The organism is Bradyrhizobium jicamae (assembly GCF_018130695.1).
In the GTDB taxonomy this organism is placed as follows: domain Bacteria; phylum Pseudomonadota; class Alphaproteobacteria; order Rhizobiales; family Xanthobacteraceae; genus Bradyrhizobium; species Bradyrhizobium jicamae_B.
In genome coordinates this window covers 174,176-197,068 of record NZ_JAFCJX010000009.1, presented here as the reverse complement: position 1 = coordinate 197,068, position 22,893 = coordinate 174,176, and the positions used below count along the sequence as shown (strand labels likewise).

The 22,893-nt window shown below is 61.3% G+C and carries 32 protein-coding genes; 11 read left to right on the top strand and 21 right to left on the bottom strand.

The annotated features are described in order from the left end of the window. Nucleotides 1–24: 24 nt before the first annotated feature. A complete protein-coding gene (locus JQ604_RS15305; protein WP_212358235.1) occupies nt 25–723 on the bottom strand; it encodes a histidine phosphatase family protein in 699 nt (232 codons plus the stop codon). A 138-nt stretch (nt 724–861) separates the two neighbouring features. On the opposite strand from JQ604_RS15305, the gene JQ604_RS15300 reads away from it, so the two are divergent. The 10 genes from JQ604_RS15300 (at nt 862) to JQ604_RS15255 (ending at nt 11,882) form a co-directional block, all read left to right on the top strand. Next, complete coding sequence (locus tag JQ604_RS15300; protein WP_212358234.1) at nt 862–1,647, top strand: SDR family NAD(P)-dependent oxidoreductase; 786 nt, start codon at nt 862–864, stop codon at nt 1,645–1,647. 698 nt (nt 1,648–2,345) lie between these two features. Further along, nucleotides 2,346–2,945 (top strand): hypothetical protein, encoded by a 600-nt coding sequence (locus JQ604_RS15295; RefSeq protein WP_212358233.1) that lies wholly within the window; start codon nt 2,346–2,348, stop codon nt 2,943–2,945. Between the two features lie 69 nt (nt 2,946–3,014). Further along, nucleotides 3,015–3,386 carry a DUF6876 family protein gene (locus JQ604_RS15290; protein WP_212358232.1) on the top strand — a complete coding sequence of 124 codons (372 nt, stop codon included), beginning with the start codon at nt 3,015–3,017 and terminating at the stop codon, nt 3,384–3,386. A 62-nt stretch (nt 3,387–3,448) separates the two neighbouring features. Beyond that, on the top strand, nt 3,449–3,868 hold the full coding sequence (locus tag JQ604_RS15285; protein WP_212358231.1) for a DUF3085 domain-containing protein: 420 nt from the start codon (nt 3,449–3,451) through the stop codon (nt 3,866–3,868). A gap of 4 nt (nt 3,869–3,872) precedes the next feature. Next, complete coding sequence (locus JQ604_RS15280) at nt 3,873–4,595, top strand: hypothetical protein (RefSeq protein ID WP_212358230.1); 723 nt, start codon at nt 3,873–3,875, stop codon at nt 4,593–4,595. A gap of 12 nt (nt 4,596–4,607) precedes the next feature. Beyond that, the gene (locus JQ604_RS15275) at nt 4,608–5,105 is read left to right on the top strand and encodes a hypothetical protein (protein ID WP_212358229.1); all 498 of its coding nucleotides are present in this window, start codon (nt 4,608–4,610) and stop codon (nt 5,103–5,105) included. 13 nt (nt 5,106–5,118) lie between these two features. After that, a complete protein-coding gene (locus tag JQ604_RS15270; protein WP_212358228.1) occupies nt 5,119–6,534 on the top strand; it encodes a tyrosine-type recombinase/integrase in 1,416 nt (471 codons plus the stop codon). Between the two features lie 477 nt (nt 6,535–7,011). Continuing rightward, on the top strand, nt 7,012–7,197 hold the full coding sequence (locus JQ604_RS15265; protein WP_212358227.1) for a hypothetical protein: 186 nt from the start codon (nt 7,012–7,014) through the stop codon (nt 7,195–7,197). A gap of 327 nt (nt 7,198–7,524) precedes the next feature. Beyond that, complete coding sequence (locus JQ604_RS15260) at nt 7,525–9,537, top strand: site-specific DNA-methyltransferase (protein ID WP_212358226.1); 2,013 nt, start codon at nt 7,525–7,527, stop codon at nt 9,535–9,537. Nucleotides 9,538–9,545: 8 nt separating this feature from the next. After that, entirely contained in the window at nt 9,546–11,882 is a 2,337-nt protein-coding gene (locus tag JQ604_RS15255) for a DEAD/DEAH box helicase family protein (protein ID WP_212358225.1), read from the top strand. A 139-nt stretch (nt 11,883–12,021) separates the two neighbouring features. Here JQ604_RS15255 and JQ604_RS15250 read toward each other — a convergent pair whose 3' ends face one another. After that, entirely contained in the window at nt 12,022–12,639 is a 618-nt protein-coding gene (locus tag JQ604_RS15250; protein ID WP_249158274.1) for an RNA ligase family protein, read from the bottom strand. A 77-nt stretch (nt 12,640–12,716) separates the two neighbouring features. Between JQ604_RS15250 and JQ604_RS15245 the strand changes: the two genes are divergently transcribed. Continuing rightward, complete coding sequence (locus JQ604_RS15245; RefSeq protein WP_212358224.1) at nt 12,717–13,064, top strand: hypothetical protein; 348 nt, start codon at nt 12,717–12,719, stop codon at nt 13,062–13,064. A gap of 20 nt (nt 13,065–13,084) precedes the next feature. Here JQ604_RS15245 and JQ604_RS15240 read toward each other — a convergent pair whose 3' ends face one another. The 19 genes from JQ604_RS15240 to JQ604_RS15150 all read right to left on the bottom strand — a co-directional run bounded on the left by JQ604_RS15240 (nt 13,085) and on the right by JQ604_RS15150 (nt 22,893). Continuing rightward, nucleotides 13,085–13,822, bottom strand: a complete 738-nt coding sequence (locus tag JQ604_RS15240) for a hypothetical protein (protein WP_212358223.1) — start codon at nt 13,820–13,822, stop codon at nt 13,085–13,087. Nucleotides 13,823–13,839: 17 nt separating this feature from the next. Further along, nucleotides 13,840–14,847 carry a DUF4238 domain-containing protein gene (locus JQ604_RS15235; protein WP_212358222.1) on the bottom strand — a complete coding sequence of 336 codons (1,008 nt, stop codon included), beginning with the start codon at nt 14,845–14,847 and terminating at the stop codon, nt 13,840–13,842. 101 nt (nt 14,848–14,948) lie between these two features. Next, nucleotides 14,949–15,227, bottom strand: a complete 279-nt coding sequence (locus tag JQ604_RS15230) for a hypothetical protein (RefSeq protein WP_249158273.1) — start codon at nt 15,225–15,227, stop codon at nt 14,949–14,951. Nucleotides 15,228–15,250: 23 nt separating this feature from the next. Further along, entirely contained in the window at nt 15,251–15,529 is a 279-nt protein-coding gene (locus tag JQ604_RS15225; RefSeq protein ID WP_212358220.1) for a hypothetical protein, read from the bottom strand. After that, a complete protein-coding gene (locus JQ604_RS15220) occupies nt 15,529–15,951 on the bottom strand; it encodes a hypothetical protein (protein WP_212358219.1) in 423 nt (140 codons plus the stop codon). The genes JQ604_RS15225 and JQ604_RS15220 overlap by 1 nt, the downstream gene beginning before the upstream one ends. 10 nt (nt 15,952–15,961) lie before the next feature. Beyond that, the gene (locus JQ604_RS15215) at nt 15,962–16,258 is read right to left on the bottom strand and encodes a hypothetical protein (RefSeq protein ID WP_212358218.1); all 297 of its coding nucleotides are present in this window, start codon (nt 16,256–16,258) and stop codon (nt 15,962–15,964) included. A 34-nt stretch (nt 16,259–16,292) separates the two neighbouring features. Further along, the gene (locus tag JQ604_RS15210) at nt 16,293–16,577 is read right to left on the bottom strand and encodes a hypothetical protein (RefSeq protein ID WP_212358217.1); all 285 of its coding nucleotides are present in this window, start codon (nt 16,575–16,577) and stop codon (nt 16,293–16,295) included. Continuing rightward, nucleotides 16,574–17,254 (bottom strand): hypothetical protein, encoded by a 681-nt coding sequence (locus JQ604_RS15205; protein WP_212358216.1) that lies wholly within the window; start codon nt 17,252–17,254, stop codon nt 16,574–16,576. The genes JQ604_RS15210 and JQ604_RS15205 overlap by 4 nt, the downstream gene beginning before the upstream one ends. Continuing rightward, complete coding sequence (locus JQ604_RS15200; protein WP_212358215.1) at nt 17,251–17,487, bottom strand: hypothetical protein; 237 nt, start codon at nt 17,485–17,487, stop codon at nt 17,251–17,253. The genes JQ604_RS15205 and JQ604_RS15200 overlap by 4 nt, the downstream gene beginning before the upstream one ends. After that, nucleotides 17,484–17,702: a hypothetical protein gene (locus JQ604_RS15195; protein ID WP_212358214.1), complete on the bottom strand. Its 219-nt coding sequence runs from the start codon at nt 17,700–17,702 to the stop codon at nt 17,484–17,486. The genes JQ604_RS15200 and JQ604_RS15195 overlap by 4 nt, the downstream gene beginning before the upstream one ends. Further along, on the bottom strand, nt 17,699–17,977 hold the full coding sequence (locus JQ604_RS15190; RefSeq protein WP_212358213.1) for a hypothetical protein: 279 nt from the start codon (nt 17,975–17,977) through the stop codon (nt 17,699–17,701). Before JQ604_RS15190 ends, JQ604_RS15195 begins: the two co-directional genes overlap by 4 nt. Further along, nucleotides 17,974–18,195, bottom strand: a complete 222-nt coding sequence (locus JQ604_RS15185) for a hypothetical protein (protein ID WP_212358212.1) — start codon at nt 18,193–18,195, stop codon at nt 17,974–17,976. Before JQ604_RS15185 ends, JQ604_RS15190 begins: the two co-directional genes overlap by 4 nt. Further along, on the bottom strand, nt 18,192–18,701 hold the full coding sequence (locus JQ604_RS15180; protein WP_212358211.1) for a hypothetical protein: 510 nt from the start codon (nt 18,699–18,701) through the stop codon (nt 18,192–18,194). Before JQ604_RS15180 ends, JQ604_RS15185 begins: the two co-directional genes overlap by 4 nt. 27 nt (nt 18,702–18,728) lie before the next feature. Continuing rightward, complete coding sequence (locus tag JQ604_RS15175) at nt 18,729–19,109, bottom strand: hypothetical protein (RefSeq protein ID WP_212358210.1); 381 nt, start codon at nt 19,107–19,109, stop codon at nt 18,729–18,731. Continuing rightward, nucleotides 19,102–19,758, bottom strand: coding sequence for a hypothetical protein (locus JQ604_RS15170; protein WP_212358209.1), 657 nt, complete (start codon nt 19,756–19,758; stop codon nt 19,102–19,104). Before JQ604_RS15170 ends, JQ604_RS15175 begins: the two co-directional genes overlap by 8 nt. A 374-nt stretch (nt 19,759–20,132) precedes the next feature. Continuing rightward, nucleotides 20,133–20,474, bottom strand: a complete 342-nt coding sequence (locus JQ604_RS15165; protein WP_212358208.1) for a hypothetical protein — start codon at nt 20,472–20,474, stop codon at nt 20,133–20,135. A gap of 3 nt (nt 20,475–20,477) precedes the next feature. Continuing rightward, nucleotides 20,478–20,684: a hypothetical protein gene (locus JQ604_RS15160; RefSeq protein WP_212358207.1), complete on the bottom strand. Its 207-nt coding sequence runs from the start codon at nt 20,682–20,684 to the stop codon at nt 20,478–20,480. Beyond that, a complete protein-coding gene (locus JQ604_RS15155; protein ID WP_212358206.1) occupies nt 20,684–22,552 on the bottom strand; it encodes a hypothetical protein in 1,869 nt (622 codons plus the stop codon). The genes JQ604_RS15160 and JQ604_RS15155 overlap by 1 nt, the downstream gene beginning before the upstream one ends. Continuing rightward, nucleotides 22,549–22,893, bottom strand: a complete 345-nt coding sequence (locus JQ604_RS15150; protein WP_212358205.1) for a hypothetical protein — start codon at nt 22,891–22,893, stop codon at nt 22,549–22,551. The genes JQ604_RS15155 and JQ604_RS15150 overlap by 4 nt, the downstream gene beginning before the upstream one ends.

Sequence of the window (22,893 nt, the reverse complement as noted above, 5' to 3'; positions counted from 1 at the left end):
CGTTCGCCGTGCGCGACAACATGATCAGGCGAGCTTCTTCACTTCCGGCCCTGACAGCTGATGCATCGCCGCATGGCGCGGGTCGGCGATCCAGGGCTGCTGATTGACCATCGGCAGCCGCCAGATCGAAACTCCGGGCGCAGCGATGTGGTCGAGCCGCGTGACTGAGACATTGTCGATGTCAAAGGACAGGCCGCGATCCGGCTGGCCGCCGAGCGCGAGGCCAACCGCGGCCTTGATCGTGCCACCATGGCCGACCGCGATGATGTTCTTGCCTGCTTCCTTCGCGTTGATCCGCACGATCTCACGGCACACCCGGGTGTAGAGATCCATGAAACTCTCACCGCCGGGGGCGCGCTCGTTGACGTCGGCAAACCAGACGCGGCCGGGTGGCTGGCTGGCAAGGAACGCGGCGCGGTTCATGCCCTGCCACTCGCCGAGATGCAGCTCGGCGAAATCCTTCTCCTGCGTCATCTGCGCAGGTCTCGGATAACCGGCGGTCCAGATCGCAGCCGCGGTCTGATGCGTGCGCTTGAGGTTGCTCGAATACCAGACCGCATCGCGCGGCAGCATCTTGGCGACGGCCTCGAACACTTCGGTGTCGCCGGTGTCGCACTCGATATCCTGCTGGCCGTAGATGTTGCCGCCGTCGCTGCGCACCGGCGCATGACGCACCCACCACCAGCGCGTCGTCACGACTTTCGAACTGTCTGGATTGGACATCGCGAAGACCCTTCAATACTGTCCCTCGTCGCTGTACGTCAGGGCGCGCATCGTCTCAAGTGACTTTGACGTTTGAAATCTTGTTTGAAATTCCGTGAAGCGGCAGGTGTCGCAATGGATGCAGTCAGGGAGAAACTCATGGGCCGCCTCGAAGGCAAATCCGTCATCATCACCGGCGCCGGAAGCGGCATCGGCCGCGCGGCCTCGTTGCTGTTCACCAAAGAGGGCGCGAAGCTGATCGCGGTCGATCGCACCGAGGGCGTGAACGAAACTGCGAAGCTGGTGCGCGAGGCCGGCGGCACCGTCGAGGCCGTGATGGCGGATGCAGGCTCCGAGTCCGACGTGAAGGGTTTTATCGCGAAGGCCGTCAGCACATACGGCAAGCTCGATGCGATCTGGGCCAATGCCGGCGTCAGCGGCGGTCTCGTTCCGCTCGCCGACCAGACCCCCGAGCATTGGCAGGAAGTGCTGCGCGTCAATCTGATCGGGCCGTTCCTCGCCATCAAGCATTCGATCCCGCACATGACGAAGCAGGGTTTCGGATCGATCGTCTGCACCGCGTCCGTCGCAGGCCTGAAGTCCGGCGCCAGCGGTCATCCCTACGGCGCGAGCAAGGCCGGCGTGATCAGCCTGGTGCAGACCACCGCCTACTCGCTCTCCGGCACCGGCGTGCGCATCAACGCGGTGTGCCCCGGCCTGATCGAGACCGGCATGACCAAACCGGTGTTCGACCGCGCCAAGGAGCGCGGCACCGCCGACAAGATCGGCCAGCTCAATCCCTTGAAGCGCGCCGGACAGCCGCACGAGCTCGCCGCGATGGGATTGTTCCTGGCGAGCGACGAGGCCTCCTACGTCAACGGCCAGGCGATCCCGGTCGACGGCGGCCTGACGGCGTCGATGCCGTATACGGGCAAGCCGATCTAGCGAAGGATATCTCAAGCCTCATCCTCTCAGTGTCATCACCCGCGCATGCGGGTGATCCAGTATTCCAGAGACGATTGTGATTGAGCCGATGGGCCGCGGCGTACTGGGTCGCCCGCCTTCGCGGGCGATGACAGTTTAGTATGAGGATACAGCTTCGCATTCTCGCGACATGATTTGCCCGAGTCTTGCATCTCGTTCCGCCCTCTCTCCTGAGAGAGGGCGCGGGGAAGACCGGGTGCACGCCGCACCCGCGGTCTCGCGTGCAATGTGCACAGAAGAAAGTGCGCACACGAGCATACAGGTTTGGCTGAGACATCCCGGCCTTCCCTGCGCGATGGCTTTACGGCTTATACGTGCTCGCCCTGGTGAGACTCTGCGTTTGTGCCACCATCATCAGCGATCGGCTTTGGACCTCTCGCGTACTTGCCACCAGCATCGGGGCGGCAGGCCCACACGGCCCTATTTTGGGGCTAGGTGGGAATATTTGGACGCCGCTGGGGCAAATTATGCCCCTGCAAAATAAGCCCTTTTAGGAATAGCCTTTCCTATCAAGGGCAAGCGCTTTCACCGCAGCCCGCTGCGATTGGGGCAAGGCCCCAACCCCCACTTCCAATCCCCGGCACCCGCGAGGGTCACCGGGTCAGGCGGTCAGAACGCCCCGCAATCATGCGCGGCTTCTGAACCGAAGGAAGTACATCATGACGACCACCAAGAAGCCTCACCCCGCTGATGCCGCCGATTTGGCCTTGATCGCCAGCTGCAAGAAGTTCACCGCATCGATCCTGAAGGCGAACAAGCCGCAGACCACCGAGCATCCTTCGCTCGCTGCGGCCCGCATCGAAGCGGCGCGGCTGAACGCCACCGCCAACAACGGCCGCAAGGCTCTGGTCTACGCGATCACCGATGAAGGCCGCTCGATCCTCGTCCCGGCCACCTACGGCAGCGAAGCGGCCAAGCCCGAGGCCAAGCCCGCCGATGCTGCAAAGCCCGCCGAGGCCGCGAAGGGCGAAGCGAAGCCCGCTAAGCCTGCGAAGGCTGCCAAGCCAGCGAAGGCGACGAAGCCTGCCAAGAAGGCGAAGGCCAAGAAGGCGGCGAAGCCGAAGGCGGCCAAGAAGGAAGGCCCATCAAAGGTCGATACCGTCATTGCGATGCTGACCGGCCGGAAGGCGGTCTCCCGCAAGGATATCGCCGAGGCGGTCGCATGGCCTTCGATCAACATCAAGGCCATCTGCGCCCGCAAGGGGATGAAGCTGAAGCAAGCCGCTGACGGAACGCTGTCAGCATCGGCCCCGAAATAACCAGCGCGATCATCAGGGCGGGCCAGCGGCTCGCCCTTCTGCTTTTTCAAATTCTCGAAGGACGCAATTATGACCGACAAACTGACCAACGCCGATCTGCAGCAATTCACCGGCGGCACTGGCCACTGGTATCGGCACAATCTGGTGCGCGGCATCACCTATACCGATGGCGTCAAGTACATGGCCGAGCGCGCTGGCGCTTATTGGCTGATCGATGAGATCGCGCTTGCGCAGATCGGCGAGCCGCGCGTCAAGGCCGAGCCCTTCCAATCATGGAAGCTGCGGGTCGCGGACTCGAAGGCCACGCTGACCTGCGATGACGGCAACGGCAACATCGTATTCTCCAAGGCCATCGACTTCACCGACTTCCCCCTCGATCAGATCGATATCTGGGTTGAGGAAGGCGAAGGGCGCGTGATCCTGCTGCCCTGCGAGCACTGATCAAACCGGGCGAGCCCAGCGGCTCGCCCATTCGCTTTTCAAGCCATCAAGGATCATCATCAATGCAATATCTCATCTTCAAGGCCGCTGATCTGCAGCGCGTCGTGCAGCATTCTCTGACCGCGCCGAAGCAGAGCGAGCAGCTGGATCATTACGAAACCGAACCGCCATGTCGCGCGATCACCAAGCCGGTCGATGCGCCTTCGGTTCTGCTCGTCCACGATCAAGGCGTTTACCTGATGTCGAACGGTTCGCCGCGCGACATTGCCAAGGGCGAGACTTCTTACGTCGCCTATGCGGAAGGCTGCAACCCGGATCGCGACCGCGATTGGTGGCAGGCCTCCCGCCAGCTGGTGGGCGGCGACGACTTCGGCGAGTGCCTGCCATGGGCCGCCGAGATCGCCCAGCAGATCAGCGAAGGCGCAACCGAGATCATCATCAGCATCAGCGGCGACTCCATCGCGCTGGTCGAGAGGAGCTAAGCAAATGGCCGATTATCGCACCGAGTTTCCCGACTTCCCCGCCGCTGACATGCCCGCGATCCCGGAAGGCTTCGCGGATGCATCTTGGCGCAACGATGCCTGCCCGAGCTTCCTAAGCGAAGCGCTGGGGCTGCGCCTTTGGATTGACTATGCCGATCCGCTGCAGCGCGATCACAGCGACGGCAGCCGCTACCAGCTGGTGCCCGACAGCATGGACGACGATATCAGCGATGGCATCGCCACCGATGATTGGGCGGCCTTGCTGGCGGCCATCGAGGAGGAGCGCGCGCAGGTCGCCGATGTTCTCGATACGCTGGAAAAGGCCGATGGCGCGGTCCTGCAATGGCAGCTGGATCACAACAGGCGCTTCGCCAATGCCATGCTGAAGCGCGGCTTGATCAGATCGGAAGGCGACGTGCTGATCCATCCGAAGGCGCGCAAGGTCACCGATCTGACCTTCACCATGGCGCAGCCCGCCGAAATGCGCGTGCTTTACACGGGCGACAATGAAGGCCCGTCGATCATGCTGCTGAGCAAGCTCATCGCGAACTTCAACGCGGGCGGCGGCTGGTATGCGCACGCAAGCGAGGAAGCCATGCGGCAGGAGCTGGAGTCGCGCGGCTGGTTCGAAGGCCTGCACGCCAACGGCCATTACCTCGTGCTTGATCTGGATCACGTCAAGCTCGAACCCCACCCCGATCATCCCGACAATCAGGTCACCAGATAAGGAGCGCTTAAAATGCGACCGAATAAATTTGCAAAGCTGATCGCCATGCCCGCGCTCTGCCTTCTGGCTGCAGGCTGCGAACCCGAAGCGCCCACGCCGAACGCCGACGTAGCCGCGCAGGTCGGCGACACCGTTACGCTGCTCTATTCGCTCGTCACGCCGATGTGCTCTGACCGAACTGATGCGGGCGCGGTTTACCTCGCCTATGAGATCGCCATGCGGCAGAGCCTTCGGCTTGAAGGTAGCGCGATGAAGGCGGTCGGTGCCGCCAAGGATGCTCAAAAAGCAGCGATGGTCAAAGCCTATTCGTGCGAGTGGGGTCCCGCCAAAGGCGAGTACGTGGTGAGGCGGAAGGAGATCATGGGGGACGAGAAAGAGCCCCTGTATCATACGGCTGAATACTGCCTGAAGCCGAAGCTGCCCGAGGGGCAGGATTGCTGGTGGATCGTTTCGGCCGCCACGCGCGGCGCGCTGATCAAGCGCGTCGATCCCCAGCAGGCCGCCAAGTAAGGAACACCATTCAATGTCGAAAAGAGCAAAGCAGAACATCACCAACCGCGATTGCACCCGGAAGGTGACGAAGCGCGCGAAGATTTACGACGCGGAATGCTCCGGCCTGTACGTCAGCCTGAGTCCGACCGCGCCGCCGACCTTCTCGCTGAAGTACACTTGCCCGATCACAAAGGAGCGCGGCACGCATCGGCTGGGCATCTATCGCAAGGCCGAAGATGGCCAGCCCGCGCATGATGTCGCTTATTGGCGGATCGAAGCTGGCAAGGTGAAGCAGCGGCTGGCCCGGGGCGAGGATATCACTGCGACTTCGCGGCGCGCGAAGGATCAGCAGGCCAAGCAGATGATGACGGTCAGTCAGCTGATCGACCTGCGCATCGCGTGGTGCGCCGAGGAGATCACGGTGCGTCGCCATACCGACAGCGGCGTGGTGCTGAAGACGAAGCCACGCATGAAGGACCACGCCAACATGGCGAGCCATCTGAACCGCTTCGTTCGGCCGCGCCTTGGGCCGATGATCGCGAAGGAAGTCAGCAACGACGATATCGCGCAGCTGCAGGCCGATATCCTCGCGGGCACGCTGATCATCAAGAAGGGCAAGACCAGCAAGAAGGACTCCGTCAGCAGCGCGCGGCATATGCGCAAGGCGGTCTCGGGCCTTTTCAACTGGGCCGCCGAAGCGGGCCGCAAGTACGTCAGCGCCAGCCCCTGCGTGAACCTGCCGCCGCTGCCGAGGGAAGAGCCGCGCAAGCGCAAGCTGACGCCTGATGAGATCAGGACGCTGTGGCTCGGGCTGGATCGGCCCGACATCACCGTGGATCGCCGCATCTGCCTTGCGATCAGGTTCGCGCTGGTCTCGATGCTGCGCTCCATCGAACTGCTGCATATCCATCGCGACGAGCTGGTCGGTGGCCTGACCATTCCGAAGCCGCTGGTGGTGATCCCGGAGGAGCGCGTCAAGAAAGGCCGCGAGATCCATCAGCCGCTGTCCGATCTCGCGGTCGAGATCGCGAAGGAAGCCATGGGCAACTACGACTGGATGTTCAGCGGGCGCTGGGAAGGCGAGCCGCTAAACCGCAAGGCCATGGCTTGCGCGCTGCGCGGCAATACCGCCAAGGATGGCCGGGTGCGGTCCGTTGGCCTTTGCGCCAAGCTCGGGATCAGGCCGTTCACACCGCATGATCTGCGCCGCACGGCCGCCAGCCTTCTGGGCAGCTTGAAGGTGCCGCGCTCGATCATCTCGATGTGCCTCGACCATACGGTCCAGAAGGATGAGCACGGCGACATCTCTCCGGTCACCGGCAAGCATTACGATCAGGACGAGCGCATCGAAGAAAAGCGCGAGGCCCTGCAGCTGCTGGCCAACGAGATCAAGCGCATAATCAGCATGCCCGCCGAAGCGCAGGAAGAGCTGCGGCAAGCCGCCTGACCATCATAAAAAAAATGAGCCGCCCCGGTTGATTCGGGGCGGCTTTTTTGTTGGCATGCGCTGGCAAGCAGCTGGGGCGCGCGAAGCATGGAAGGGAACCCCCATGCATCCGCTGCTGCTACCTAAATTCCCGATCCGGCTGGGCATCGCATTAGCGGCCCTGTGGTGCGGGCTGGCGGCCGGGGCTGTGTTGATCCGTCGGCCGGGAAATATCGCGCCAGCGCCTGCGCCTGGGCGGCCAGTGAAGGCGGAAAGCCTGATCCTACAGGCTCCGGAAATGGCCCCGCTACTGGCCTTTGATGATCGCTGGCAGGGCCAAGCGCCAGTTATGCAGCATGTGGGCATGGCTGAAGCCGCCCAGATCGCCCCAGCGAAGCCCAAAGAAGCGCAAGGCCGCCCAAGGCGGACGGCAAGCCATGCTGATCGCGTATGCGGCAGCAAGGGCCGCCGCTATTTCCATCGCGGGCGGAACCTCTCATGGAGATGCAGGCGATGAGCGAGCGCGAAGGCGGCGATCAGGCCGCGATCATCACCGACGCCGCCGCCTTCCTGCGGCGGCTCGCCGAGCATCTCGAAACCAGCGGGATGCCGGGGCAAGCGAGTAACTGCGTCCTGCATGCCGATGCACTCGCCCAAGCGACGTGGATCGAGCGCGTCGATTAGGCGCTCGCGCGGCAGCTGTCGCGCTCGAGACAGGAGAAACGCGCGGCTGCACGCGCGCATCAGCGAGCACCGTAAAGAGAGATCGAACGCCTGGCCACCGAGCTTTCAAAGAAGCTCGCCGACGAAGGCACACCTATTGACGCAGGATTGGCCTCCCTCCTTACCATTCTCCAGTGCATTCTGGTGACGAAGCGCCATCTCTGCTTGGCCACCAAGCTGTCAACCGCTAAGCATTCATAAAGCAAAAAAGCCTATGTTCTCGGTTTGTTCGGCGTGATACGTTCGTCGACTCGACCGCTCTCCAGCTTTATTACCGGGGACTTGCCTATGTCCGCTATCGTCAAACAGCTTCTGCGCGCCAATGAGGCAGAACCTAACCCCTTAGACTTCCTCGACAAAGAGGACCTCATCAAGCTCGTCAAGTCGCTATTGAGTGGAGGCGTCGCCCTCTCCTTCAGCGGAAAGCGCTCGGCTCTGGAGATCGGACGGAAAGTGCGCCCGCGCATTATGCGGCGGGAGTCCAAGTTTCACGTGGGGCCGCCTGACCAGCAGGGTCGGAACTTGCTTATCGAGGGCGAAAACCTCCAAGCCATGGTCACTCTGTACAAGTACCGTGGCCAGATCGACCTCATTGTCACCGACCCCCCATACAACACCGGCGGGCAGTTCCGGTACAATGATGCGTGGGACAAAGACCCCAACGACCCCGAGCTTGGCACGCTCGTTGCCAAAGACGATGGCTCTCGGCACACCAAGTGGATCAAGGCGATGATGCCGCGACTTCAAGTCATGAAGTCGATGCTCAAGCCAAGTGGCGTTATCGCGATCTGCATAGACGAGAACGAGCTTTTTCACTTGGGCATGCTCATGGACGAAGTCTTTGGCGAGGACAATCGCTTAGGCATCATCAACTGGCAGAAGGCTTATTCGCCGAAGAACGACTCCAAGACCATATCGAAGACGACTGAGTACGTCCTCGCATATGCGAAGGATCGAGCCAGTTCCAAGATGTCGCTGCTCGGGATCGACCGCACGAATCTCCGATCGCTGGACGGCGACAAAACCCGATGGTTTCCGAAAGACCCAACGGCGCGGCAGCATCGAGCCAAGAGCGCATATGCGATCCAGTCGCCATTTACTGGCTACCTTCATTATCCGAACGGAGAATACCGTTTCAACGGACAGCTTCCCGAGCCTCGCGCTCATTGGGTAAACTTCACCAAGCTCGAAGCGCTCGATATGCTCGAAGAGTGGGGTGTCAAGTATGAAGAGCAGGACATAGGCGACGGTCGCGGTTCTGCCCTCGTGATCAAGGGCACCGACGTCAGCGTCAAAAAATACGATCCTTCAAAAGACCCGATCGTTCAAAAGGCCATAAAGAAGGCAAACGCCCGCCGCGAAAGCGGTCAGTGGCCATTGCTCTATTTTCGCGACGATAAGAACCGCAACGCTGGATGGGGCCGCCCGCGTCTGAAGGCATACGAGCAGGAGATCCGACAAGGCAAGGTTCCAACCACGTTCTGGGACGATGACTTTTACACGTTTCCCGTCGAGACGGGCGCAGTGACTTGGCCGCACGAGGAGTCGGGTCATACCGATCTCGCAAAGCGCGAACTCGACGCGATCGTGGGGACCGATCACGGCTTCGACACCGTGAAGCCGCTGCGATTGATGAAGAAGATCATCCAAATCTGGTGCCCGCCAAACGGGCTTGTCTTGGACCCGTATGGCGGTTCGGGCACGACGGGACACGCGGTGCTTGAGCTCAACAAAGAGAGCGAGAGCACGCGACGCTTCATACTGATCGAGCAAGGGGCGCCTGAGGTAGGTGACAAATACGCTCGGACTTTGACCTGGAAGCGGCTGCGGAATGCCATCACAGGCGAGAGACCAGATGGCTCCGAGGGCGAGCCACTTGGTGGCGCTTTCGAGTATCGGCTTCTGATGAAGCAGATCGACGCCAAAACCGTGCTGTCCATGAAGAAGGACGAACTCGTGGACGTTGTGATCACGTCTCATTGGGAGACCTCTAACCGAAGCTCTCCCGGACTGATCCGAATCGACGAGCCAAAGTTTCGCTACCTCGTAGGAAGGAACGATCGCGGCGAAGGATATTTCATCATTTGGGACGGCGAAGGGCCGGTCGGACAGCTCGACCGCGAGACCTATAGAGACGTGTTGAAAGATGCTGAGAAGGCTGAATTAAAGCCCCCGTATCACATCTATGCGCGGTATGAGCTCTATCAATCCAAGAACGTTCAGTTCTGGAAAATTCCGGACAAGATTCTCGCCCATCTAGGGCTCAACGAGAACAGCGATCGTTTCAACGAAGAGGATTGAGTCCCGCCATGGAGCTTTTCCCGTTCCAGGCCGCGGCAGCTAGTCAGATTGCCTCGCGCTTCCAAACCTACATGCAGGACCCGCTGACCGTCACGCGCAGGCAGCTCGTCCCCTTCTATCAGAATCTTTCGGCCATTACCGGTAGTGGCAAGACCGTTATCCTTGCTGACGCGATCGAGCAAATTCGCTCGCAGCTCAGCGTGGAGCCCGTCGTCCTATGGCTGTCCAAAGGTCGCATCGTCGTATGGCAGACTCTGACCAACCTCTCTACGGGTAAGTACAGCAGCCTAGTGGGCGAATTCGATATCAAGCCCCTACTCGAGTGCACGCCTGAAGCGGTGGCCGACTCTAGCCAAGGCCTCCTGCTAATCGCCACTGTCGGCCGCTTCAATCAGCGAGACAAGGAAGAGGGCGATCGCCGTATTTTCCGAGTTCGGCTCGATGTAGCTGAACAATCGCTTTGGGACCAGCTTAAGGAGAGACGCGACCGACAAGGACGGCGCCGGCCGCTTATCATCGTGTATGACGAGGGCCACAATCTTTCGGACCAGCAGACGCAGCTCCTCATGGAGCTTATGCCAGATGCGCTGATCGCGGCCTCGGCCACAACCCGTGTTCCTCAGGCGCTTTCTTCCACGATCGAGCGACTTCGAAACGACAAACGCTGGACCGACGACGATCTTGTCACGAAGCTCCGCAGCGCCGACGTCGTAAGCTCCGGGCTTGTGAAGAAGAATATCATGCTCGGCGGCTACCTCACGCCAATGGAGCTTGCCATCAACGACATGCTCGCCGAGATGAAGCAGGCTACCGAAGCGGCGCATGATCTCGGCTTGCCATTCCGACCGAAGGCGATCTATGTAGCAACGACAAACGTCCCCGAGGGCGGGACAATGCGTGAAGATGCCGCTCGGCCTTTTGATCAACGCCATGCGCGGCCGATACAGATATGGCGGCATCTAGTCGAAAGCGCGAAGATCGACCCCGCCAAAATTGCCGTCTACTGCGACCTCCGATTCGATTCGAAGTTCCCCCCTCCTAGGGGGTTTAATTTATTTGCGGGGGGCGATTCCGATTACGACACCTTTATCGCAGGCGGGTACGAGCACATCATCTTCAACCTTGGCCTTCAGGAAGGTTGGGACGAGCCAGAATGCGCGTTTGCGTACATTGACAAGGATATGGGCTCGCCCGATCAAGTGACTCAGATCGTCGGTCGTGTCTTGCGCCAGCCGGGTGCTCAGCACTATGCCGCGCCGAGTCTCAATACAGCTCACTTTTATATCCGCACTGATGAGCGCGGCGTGTTCGAAGCCATTCTCGAAGATGTCGAACGGAAGCTTGCAGCGGAGAGCCCCGAGATCACACTAACAATTAGGCGGACCACGAAAGGAGGGTCTCGCACCTACGCGGAAGCCACGAAGCAGCGCCAAGTCCCCACTGTCAGTATCGATTCAAGTGAAGCCAGGGCTCCGGTGGGGAAAATAGTCGATCGGATCGTCGACTTTCGACAGGGCGGCTCTAGTACGATCGGAAAGGGTGGCCGCATCCAAGTCCTTCAGACTATTGGTGAGGGCACTACTCAAACTGAGGAGTGGGTCGAGGTCGAACATAGCAACCGCGTGACCGCACGCTGGATTCTTCGCCGCGAAATTCAGCAACTCTTCCCTGCACACGGCGATCGGACGCTCAGCCCGATAAACATCTGCGATATCGAGCATCCTAAATTCGATGCTTTGATCGAATACAATAGCGCGGCTGCGGATCATTTGCGCGAGCAGGCGCGCAACATCGTGAAAACCTACATCGAACGTTCTAAGCTCGTTCAAAACGCACTCGACCATCCTTATGTCGTCGGCAATGTGCCGATCGACGAAGGGAAGCTCATGCCATTCAAGAATGCCATTCATCGCGGCTATAGCGGCCTAAATAATGATGAGCGGCCGTTCGCGGAGGCGCTCGATAAGACGAAGCGCGTGTGGTGTCGCAATCCGTCGCAAGGCGGTTTCTCTATCCCGCTCCTCGACCATGGCAACACGCGCACTTTCTCGCCTGACTTCCTCGTCTGGCTCGACAGGGTAGTTTTTGCACTCGATACGAAAGGCGATCATCTCATCACAGAGGACGCCGGACGGAAACTATTCGACATCGAGCCCATGGAGGACGGCCTGCTGTTGGTCATCCGGCTCATCACGAAGGGCGAGTGGACGATCGCGCCTACTGGCGAGTTCAGCAAGAAGTCGGGTTCTACGGGTCATACGGTCTGGCGGCTCCGTAATGGCCGCATACAGCCCTCACACACCGAGAGCATCGGCGAGGCAATAGAGGCATGCTTGCAAAAATAGCGAGCGTTTGTCACAGCCGAATATTCGCCGTAGGCCTAGACCTTCGTGATCTCCTCCCTGCACTCGGGTGATATGAGTTTGTCTGCGGCGCACGCCACCGAACAGCAACACCATCCGAGCCGCAGGTTGTGCACAAACTTTAGAACTGATCCTGCACCCGCCGATAGGCTGGGTGCTTCGGGTTCTTCACCTTGAGCCAGTGCGTGCAGCGCCCGACGCCATAGGCGCGGCCGACATGTTTCGAGACCAGCCCTTCCAGCCCATGTAGGCATGCGTGGCGGAACAGATCGGGGCCAATCTCACCTTGCTCGTAGGGTGCGGCATGGATGCCTTCAGGCCTACGCGCTAGCAACGCTGCAAGGTTCTGCTTGCGCAGCGACAGCGGCAGCCGGCGGTGATCATCGCCGCCGCCCGACAGCATGTCGAAGGCGTAGAACTGGACCTCGTCGTCGTACTTGCGGGAGTGCAGACCCCCGAAGTCCGATGTCCCATCGACCCCCAACAGCACTGCTTCACCGTCAAGCTCGAAGTGGTTCTGGCGCAGCTTCAGGGCCGCCTCAACGATCACCGGATAGCGGTCGGTCCAATCGTGCCCGTTCTTGGTCCGCAGCCGCACGCGCTTGCCCTCCCGAACGATCATCATCCGGTAGCCATCGTGCTTGATCTCATGGAGCCAGTCAGGCCCAGCCGGAACTTGGGCGGCCTTGACCGGCAGAGCGAACAGAACGTCCCTGCGCATAGGATGCAGATAGGTCATGTTAAAATTTATGCGAGTCCCGCGCCCGGTTTGGGGTACAGTTTTGCCGGTCGAGACGGGAGTTGCGTATGCGTGGGATGCCGTCGATTGTCCCGGGCGCGGAGCCGGATTACTACCTTGTAATAAACGACTTTCACGACGGGCCTTCTTTTCTGGAGACCGATCTGGAGAAGGCTGATCTGGACACCATCATCGCCAACTTGATTGCTGGCGAGTACAGCGAGCCGCTGCGCGTGATCGTGGCCAACCCCCAGACCGGGCGCTGCGCTGATGTCTCGCATGCGGTCGCCAGCGATGTCCTGCGGCGGCTGGAGCTTGAGGGCCGCGATCCGCCCGAGCATCTCGAAGCCTTCATCGACGCCCATGTCGGGCCGGATCGCCAGCTGACCTTGCGCCTTGCCGGTCAAGCTGCGAGCGCGCTCTAAGGTGTCGGAACGGCCTGCCATTACCCATCATCTAGCCCGCCGAAGTTGAGCGGTGATGGATGTGCCGCGTGATGGGCTTGAGCCAGCGCTCTCAGATCGGAATCGATGGATCGATGTGAGCGTTCGAACAGCCCGGCCAAGCCAAACGCTGCCTTGAGCGGAATGATGAAATTTTGTCGCATTTCAAAGGTCGTGATCCCTGTAGCTCGATCCCGCGCTGAGAACAGACCGCGATGTCCAAAGGAGTTGGGGTGGCAGAACTCGGAAAGCGTTTCGTAGTGCCCGCGAAAGCCCGGTAAGACATCTTCGTCGACCGCATCGATGGAGTTCATAATCGACCGCAGCTTGAACTCGGGAAACTCCTTCAGCAGTTCCTGATCCATCGTGCCGAACAGGCACTTCGTAATCAGTTGGTTGATGGCCTCGAAGTCGTTGCTCGGCACCAGTTGCGAGAGCCGCTTGCCAAAGTCATAGTAAAAAGCGAACGTCTCCATCGCCGCCCGAGCGTTCAGAACAGCACTGAGAGAGTTGGAGGCGTTCCAGGAAATCGCCACGCCCTCGGCAAGCGCGACAAATCGATGCACCATTGCATTGGAAAAGATCGCGATCTGCCACGCTATCCGCGACAAGCAATACGGCTCATCGCGCAGATCAATCTGCGCGAGCCGAAGCGCCGCCAGACTCTCCAGCTGGGCATTCACCTTTGCGAGGTCCGCGCGCTCGCCTTCAGGGACGGCCTTTTCATAAATCAGGATCATAGCTCACAACCACCATGTCACAGCGATCTTGGTTTCCGAGATGCAGCGGATGGGCTTACTGAGCCTCCGCTGCGGAAATCGAGGTCGTTCACCAGCTCGGCTCCACGGCGGGGCTTCTCATTGTCCCGGCGCAGATAGTTGAAGTCGATATTGTGCGCGTACACTTGCCGCTCGGCGCAGGCGGCGACGGCTCCATTCACCCGGGCGACATGCTCCTCGGGCAATTGGATCTCATCCTCTTTGAGTTCGAAGGCCCCGACGACGGCAAGATGCCGAGATACCGGGAAGATGATCTCGGTGCCTTTCAGGCCATGCCCCGGTCCGAAGAACTTGCCGCGCAAGGCGGGGTCGGAGAACATCAGGCAAACTGGATGGTCTGATGTGATGAAGCCACCAGAGACAGCTGGCGGCGTCAGGCAGACCCATTTCCGATTGAACAAGGTCGGGAGGATCGCATCGAAGCCCTTCAGCTCGCTCGCGATGTGAAAGCCCTTGTTCAGCTCGATGCGATAGTCTCCCCGCTGCACGAAGTCCCGCATCTGTTCATATGTCACTTCGGGCGAGTCGGGCTTGACGTAGCCGCTATCCCGCATCTTCTTGACCTGACCTTCCCAGCGATCCTTGTCGGCGGTGACGAGGTTCATCAATTGGTTCAGGACCTGCTCGTTGAAGTCGCGGAAGGTCTCTCGGAAGCGCGGATTGCGGATCGCAACGAGGCCGATAAAGTTCAGCAGCGTGGCGCGATCCTCTTCGTTTCGCAGGTTGCGTGCCTGCAGTATCCGGCTGAGCGCTGGCCCGAGGTCGCCCTCGAAGGCTGCCATCAACTGTTCGAAGGTGTCGGGCGGGTGACCTTCGACGTCCACGCGATTAAAATCCTGCTCCACCGCGATGTTGATGATGTTAGACGTGAAGGATTTGCCTGCGCGATCAAAAACGACGACTTGGTGCGTCTTGCCGTGTTTCTTCGGCCGCGCGAAGCCCTTCAAATAGCATTGCGGTAAAAAATGGTGCCGCCGAGCGACCATCATCGCCTTCCTTGCCGAATCAGGGCGACAACGATGGCACAATGCAAGGTAGCGCCGCGACAGAACGCAGCGCCCGATCCCAACTATTCACAGGTCGCCGCCTAGCGCTGATACCGATCCGGCCGGTCGGCGCGGTTCATCTCCCCATAGGCCTTCGCCAGTTTCTCCGGGCCGTGCTTCTCCTTGAAGGCGAGCCACGCCGTCTTGAAGCGCTCCTTGGCTTCTGTGATCGACTTCGCATCACCGAACGGCGGGCCGGGAATGGTGACGGTGACATTCCAGAGCCAAACGCCGGGCGAGCGCTCTTTGGCATGCCGGATGCGGCCGATCCGCTGGCCGTCCTCGAAGACGCAATAGTCGTTCGGGTCGATCAATCGCATCGACAACGACCCGGCGTTTTCGCTCATATCCACACCTCAATGATCTGCGGCTGATCGCCCTCGCTGCGCGACAGTTTCACCAGACCCGCGTCGCCCAGGCAAGCCCGCAGCTCGCTTAGATCGACGCCGCCGATCATGTCCTGCGTCGGCACCGGCTCCGGGGTGCCCCGGATAACTTCCCAGCGTCTGGCGACGAAGGCATCGGGGTGGTCGCGCGGATGGTCATAGACCACCCATTGCGACATCACCCCGCGCTGCGCGGCTTCCCACTGCCGCCGCATCACCAGCTCCAGCGGCCCCATCACTTCACCCGCGAATAGGTGACGATGGCGCGCGACCCATGCTCGGTATGATCCCACGTTACCTCAGGCTTAATCAGGCCCAGCCACGAGACATCGCTGCGCAGGACAGCGAGGGGAATGCGGCAGCTGGTGGTCTCGCCATGGCGATCAGCGCCGACGATCACGCAGCGGCCTGCGAACGGGTCCTTGGCCCTCGGCAGCAGGAAAGCGTGGATCGGCTCGCCTCGCGAAAGGCCACCGTCATCCATCCAGCCGCTGTCGATCTGGCCATTGTCGTCCCAGCGGGCGAGTCCGAAATGGCACAGCGTATCCGCGCCGATCAGCTCGTGCATGGCCGCCAGCGTGGCGGTGCTCTCGATCTCGGTGATATGGCGCGCGGCGGGATCGATCAGGATCAAGCGGTGCTTCTTTGGCTCGGGCATGTTAGCATCCTCAATGCTCTCGCTTTCTGCGGAGATAGCGCCCCAGCTCAACCGCCGTTTCCGGTGTGATGATCGAATGCAGCTCGCCCCGCGCGCCCAGCTGCTCTATTTCCGGCATGATGCAGACTTCGCAGACCTTGCTCGGCAGCGGCGAGACATGCGGTCGGAATTGGATCGCTTCGCCGCAGCGCGAGCACAGCCCGATCTCGTTGTCGGGCATCAGCAGCGGCTGGGTCATCCTGCGGCAGACCAGCACATCGGCGGCATCGCCGTTCTCGCCGTCGTCAATCTCGAAGCTGTTGGTCATGAGTGCATAACCGTTCGCCTCGCTGCCGATCTTTTCATTGCCGCGTCGCCTCTCTCCACTCAGGCCCGCACTGCCCGCGCTCGATCATTTCCTCGACTTCGATGGGAACCAAATCGCGCGCCATGTCGATCACCAGCCGCATGGCCTCGTCGCGCATAATCGGATGGTGCCCGGCGACAAGCTTGGCGAGGAGCTGACCCAGCACCGCGCCCGCTATCTCGGGCGGCACACCGGCAAAGACCGGCTCGATCATCTTGACCATGCCGCTAGCGATCTGGGTGGCGACATCCGCCTGCGCTTCGGTCTGGTTTCTGCTCATGGCACGGCCTCGGTCTGCTCGCCGACCGCGCTCCAGCTGCCGAAAGCTTCTCGCAGCGCCTTGGTGACGTAGCGGCGACGGTCGTTCTTCTGCCGGAAGTCAATCTGCCGCTTCCAGTTGATCTCGGGCCGATCCAGCCAGAGCAGCATCACGCGGCGGTCGGGCAGCACCGCCTCGCAGCCCGCAATGGACGGGCAACCGTGGATCAGCTGGTGCGGCCATGGCTGGTGATACTTGATCGCTGCCATGCCGCTGACCGCGCCAGCCCATTGCGGGCGGACCGCCTGATACACCGTGGTGTCGATCAGCAGTTTGAGCGACGGCACCGTGCAAACCGCATGGCCGTTGAACTTTTCGGGGATCGGGTATTGCCCAGGCGCACCGAGGCCAACCGACCACAGCTCCTTGCCCTGCAGATCGTTGGCGGCGATGTACAGGAAGCAGCTGCGCGCTGTCGCATCGGCAAAGCCGATCTCGACAAGGAAGTCCCGCACGGCCAGCGACATGAAAAGGCACTTGTCCCGGCTGGCGCCGGCGGCCACGCCTGAGCACTCGTCATAGGCCGGATGGGCGCGGGTCGCGATCACCGCCAGCGCCTTCAGCATCTTGGCGGGCGGATGCGCCATCACCCCCATGTCGCCGAACTGCAGCGCCTCGATGATATCGGGTTCGGTCATCGCGTGCCTTCGTCGCCCTCGGTCACCTTCAGCTGCACCAGCTGCGGCATGCTCTTGCGCCGCGCTTCCTTCATTGCAACGACCTCGTCCACGAAAAGCTGCATCGCCTGGATTGCGCGGTCTGGATCAACCCCGCTGGTGACGAGATGATGGTAGGCATCGAGCGACCAGCTGCTTTGCACGCCGACAGTCCTGATGCGGTCGATGATCATGGCGCGCGGATCGCGCATCATTGCAGCACCTGCGGGAACATATCTTCCCTCCATTCGCTGTCGTTCGAAATCCGCTCGACCCGCACCAGCAGGCCGCGCCAGCATGCGACGTTGAAGCGCGACCTGCAGCCGACGCATTCGAGGTTCTGCGAGAGCCCGCCGCGCGGCCCGGGGCGGAAGATGAAGCCGCCGCAGTCCGGGCAGGTGAAGTCGCGGGCTTGTTCGCTTGGCGTCACTGCGGCGGTCTCCCATCGGGCGTGATCGTCATTTCCTCGGTGCGGGCGCTCATCTTCACCACCTTCACCGGCTTGCCGCTCAGCTCGGCGATCTGCCTGGCCAGCGGCATCAGCGCGTCCCTGCGAACCTTGTCGGCCGCGACCAGCGGCACCAGCGTGCCGGGTCCCATCAGCGGCCCCGCGCACAGGCCTTCGCCGTTTTCATCGATTGAGACGAACAGCCAGACTTCATCAATGCGCAGCTGCTCGTTCGGCGGCGTCAGGACGACTGTCATTGCTTCCCCTTATTGAATGTCACCAGATAGCCGGGCACCGGCACCTGCCCGAGGCTGGGCTTGATCGGGTCGTCAGTAAAGTGCTTGCTGACGATGTGGATCGAATTGGAGCCGTTGTCGGTCGGATAGATCGCGGCGATGAACGAGCCGTCGTCGCCGTAGACCTCGACCATGCGCCGCCCGGTCTCGGTGTGGAAAGCCATCTTCATCGTGGTCATTGCCGCGTTCCCCGTACTGGCAACATGCCGACAAGTCGGCCGGTCGACTGGACCGCCGCGCCTTGCGGAATGAAGGGCAGATCGTTGACGAATTGCAGCGGGCCGAGATACGGCTTGCGCCCCTCGGGTCTGATGATGTTCCGCGCCGCCATGATCTGGCCGTACTGGCTATCCTCGCCCTGTATCTGGACCACTTCGACGCGATCAGGATGCTCGGAGATCCCTTTGCGGAAAATTTCCTCCTGCTCCTCGGGCCTGATGATGCGGTTCAGCGTCCAAGCTTCGCCGACGTAGACGTATCGAACCACGTCGCGCAGATCGAACAGCGCGCGGATCAGCGCGGCGGCAAGGTCCTTGCCGAAGAACATCGGATGCGGCTCGATGATCCTGTCGCCGGTCGCGGTGATCGCGTGCCAAGTCGGGGCGATCTCGCCCTTTACATCGAAGGTGCGCTCGCAGAAGTCGGATGCGAGGTCGATCATTTTGCGCAGCTCTCGTTCGCTCATCCCTGTCCTCCCTGGGCGGCGGTACGATCATCGCTTCGTTCGCGGCTTGCGGTGACCGTTGGTCTTCGCGGGCTTCGCCTTCGCCGCCGCCTTCTGCTTCTCCTGTTTCTCGAGCCACGCGGCAGCCGCCTTGCGTTCCGCCTCGATGTCGAGGTCATGGTCTTTCACGAACTCCTCGCGGTAACCGAGCGAGGTGACCACCGCCGCGATGGTCGCGTGCTGCGGTGATCGCGTGGTGCCGTTGAACCAATTGTCGAGCGTCGATGTCGAGACGCCCGATATCTCGTGAACGATCCCCAGCTTCTTGATCAAGCCTTCGTCTTGCACCAGCGTGCGGACTTTATCGATGACGGGGTTCTTATCGACCATGTTGTAGGTGCGATATACGCGCAGGAAACCCCTAGCCATGTGCCGCAGCTCCCAGCTCGATCTTCTGGCCCTTCGCCGTCAGCGCATAGCCGACGCCATTCTTCTTGATCAGGCCGCTCTTCTTGGCGCGATCCAGCACGCCCGCAACGCTCTTCGCTGACATGCCCTTGGCCGCAAGATGGGCGCGCAGATCGGAAGGCGAGACCGGCCCTGCGTCGAGCGCCTTGCGAAGCAGAATGTTGCCTGATCCGGGCGCAGCGCGCCCGCTCGGCCCGCGCGACACTTTGTCGGGCGCGGGCAGCGCGGGCATGGCACCGCCCAGCTGCTCGCGCGCCTTCTTGGTCAGCTGATGCATCGCGCGGCCTTGCGCCGGTTCCGCCAGCCCCTGCTTGCGCAGCTGGGTCATGATTCCATAAGCGCGGGTCTTCTTGCCCCCAACCGCGTGCGCAATCTCGTTGATATGCTTCGGCCCGCTCATCAGCAGCTTGACCGCCGCCTGTTGCCCGTCGCCGTTGCTGGCGCGATGCGCGGCGGCTTGCCTCTCCAGCTGCTTTTTGCCTGCGCCTTGACCGCCTTGGCCGAGGTCAAGATGCAGCTTCGCGATTCCTGGCATCTCGTTGAGTCGCCGCAGCACGGGGCCGAGCGCGATCTCTTCAACTTCGATCATGATGGGAAATGTCTTCGGCACCGCGTGATCCTCCTTCGTTTTGAGCGAGGTGGTTTCGTCAGCGGTGTGAGAGGTCGGGGCAGCAGGCAGCGTGCGGCTTGAACTGCCGCACCGATGTTTCCTCCCGCCCTTGGTCGCACACACGGGTTCTGTCCCAAGGACGGCTCGCGATGGCCCCAGCGATCACGAGCAGCTGTTAAAATAAATGAGATCGTGGCGGTTGTATAGCAGTACGATGCCAACCGGCTTATCTTGTCGTCGGGATCGGCGCACACGGGCGATCCTGGGGAACTGGAGCGGGCGCTTTTCATGGGTGGCCAAATTGGCCACCCCCAACCAGACAAAAAAAGAGCCCCGCCGAAGCGGGGCGATGATCGAGCGGGCTTTTCGTCGCACTACGCTGCGGGCTTCACGGTCGCATAGGCGAGACTGCGAGAATCCCAGATTGTCGCAAGTGCGAACTCGATGTCGCCGTCTGGCACGTTCTTGCCAAGCGCCTCGGGATCGCTGTCGATGGCCCCGGAGATCACCGCGTTCGACGAGATCACATGACCGGCAACCAGCTGCGGCTTTTCTTCGCCCATGATGACGAAGCTGGCATAGGCGATGCGCTCTTGATGGTGCGCGGTCGCCGGGTCCTCGCTCGCGACGTTCTGCGCGACCTTGAACATGATTATCATCACCCGGCCGGAGAACTCAGGATCGGACGCTGTTGCGATGTAGTTCACAGCGGGCATGGTTCAGGCTCCCAGAATTTCGGAGGTGGTCTTTGCTGGCTTGTCGTCAAGCTTCGGATTGATCGTCGGGTTCACCGGATCGGGCACGCCGCCGGCATCGAGCCATTGCTGGTAGGCTTGCCAATCGACGTTGCCCTCGTCGTTTGGGATCAGCGCGTTGTCGGCGGTGCGGATAACCGCGTCGGTTGCGGTCAATCGATATTCTGCCATCAGTTCAGCCTCGCGTCTGACTTCCATGTGCCGTTCGCACCGAAATCGTCGTTGGCGGCACCCGTGTTGAGGAGCGCGATATAGAAGCAGTCCGGCCCCGGCTGGCCCGTGTTGACGCTGCAACGTGTCGCATTGATTGTCGGCACGGTGAGCGTCGGGCTGGCGCGCTTGAGCATCTTGTAAGGTATCGTCCAGACATAGTTGCGGTTCGCGATTGAGGACGAAATTGAGCCGAGCTGCCATGTGCCTGTCTCGACGTAGCGCTGGCAGGTTCGCAGCTCTTCGCCATAGGGGCGCATCAGCAAGTGAGCGCGGTCAGATGTCGGCGCTTCGTTGCCGGGTGCAAGGAAGATGTTGCCGATCTGGAAGCGGTCGGTGTTCGCCTGTGCGCCGTTGATTTGATTATTGGACGCGATGACCCCGGTCGTAGTCCCGAGCCAAGCCCCAGCCGCCGCTCGAAGGCTCGATCCGGCAGCCACCACGAAGGTAACGTAGAGACCAGCGCCGTTCGTCAGCGTCGGTGCTGGCCCTGTAGTCTGCGGCGGAATTTGGATGACGTTGAATTGCGCGACCCCTGATGCAACCTGCGTGTACTCGAAGACGTAGCAAAAGGCCGAAGCGATGTTTTTGACCGAGCCGGAATAAATACCGGGGCGAATGTGCGCAGTCCAGAAGCACAGGAACATCGGCTGGCAGGACGCGGAGCCGAATCCTAACCGCGCTAACCGATAGCCCTCGATCACCTGATACATCGCGACGGCATCATTGGCGCCGAGCGAGGCTTGCCCCGTGCCGATCTCGATGTCGCCCATGAAGTTGCTGCCCGGAGCTGGGAAGTTCGGCGACGGAACACACCGTCCCCACGCTCCGGCGGTGCCGACGCTGTAGAGGTTCCAGCCGTCGCAAAATGCGGAGGCATGGGTGGTCGTGCCACCTGTACCTCCGGGGTCCTGATTAACGTCGAATGCTCCGTTGATCAGCAGGTTGTTGAACGATTGCGCGTCGAGCGGCGCGGCGTAGACGTTGGCGCGCGCAATGGCCTTCTGCGCGACGGTGATTGCGGGCTGCGCCGCATCGAAGCGGACAAGGGCACCGGAGCCATCGAACCAAGCACCATTGCGCCGCGTGTAGTATGCGCCATCGCTCGGCGCTTCAGGCACCGGCCCGGCCGGGCCTTGAATGCCCTGCGGTCCTCTGATGTTGCCGACCGGCGAGCCCCACGAGCTGCCCGAGTAGTTGTAAACGTCGCCGTTGGTGGTGTTCAGATAATTGTCGTTGGCAATCGCCCCGCTGATCGTGCCGGGTGGACCTGCGCCTTCATACCATTGCGATCCGCGCGTGCCGGTGACGCCCTGAATGCCCTGAACCCCCTGCGGACCTTGCGGTCCAACCAGCGACGTGCCAGCGGGCCATGCGCCGCCAGCCTTCGGCCCATAGATGAAGTTGTTGCTGGTGTTGATGTAGAAGTCGCCATCGATGCCGGTCCCAGCGACCGGAGCGCCTGCGCCGTACAGCACCGCGTTCCCGCGCGGTCCCTGCGGCCCGATCAGCGAGGTGCCAGCCGGCCAAAGGTTGTTCGCCTTCGGCCCGAACATGAAATGCGACGTGGTGTTGATGTAGAAGTCGCCATTTCGCCCGTCAGAATTGACGGGGTCCACCGGGCCATAGAGCACCGTGTTGCCGGGATCGCCCTTGGGGCCTTGCGGTCCCGGGATGGTCGAAGGCGCTCCGGGCGGTCCCTGCGGTCCAGGCGGACCCTGCTGGGTCTCTTGGATGACCTCAACCTCGAAGTCGGTAACGACCACCACAGAGTCTGAAGACGAGCCAGTTGCAACGTCCTTGTCCTGACTGATCTCGACATCGATCATCGGCTCGCCCCAGCGTTGTTGATGAGCGAGCCCGACCAGACGCGCAGATGCATCCCGCTGAACATGCGGATCAGGGAATGCTCGTAGTCGCCGAGCTGGAGCCGCTCCAGCTGCGCCTGGGTGATCCGCACAGTGAATTTGCCGTGCGTTGCATCGACAATCGCGATTCCGCCGTTCTCCGTGGTCAGCAGCAGGTCTTCGTGCGCGTCCGTGGCGCGATGCCGTATGCCCATGCGCATGGCGCTGCCGGTCAGATCGATGGGCGTGCCATCCTGAAACTGGTAGGCGAACTGCCTGTAGAAGTCGGCATCGTTCTCGCAGGTGATGTTGACGATGGCCAT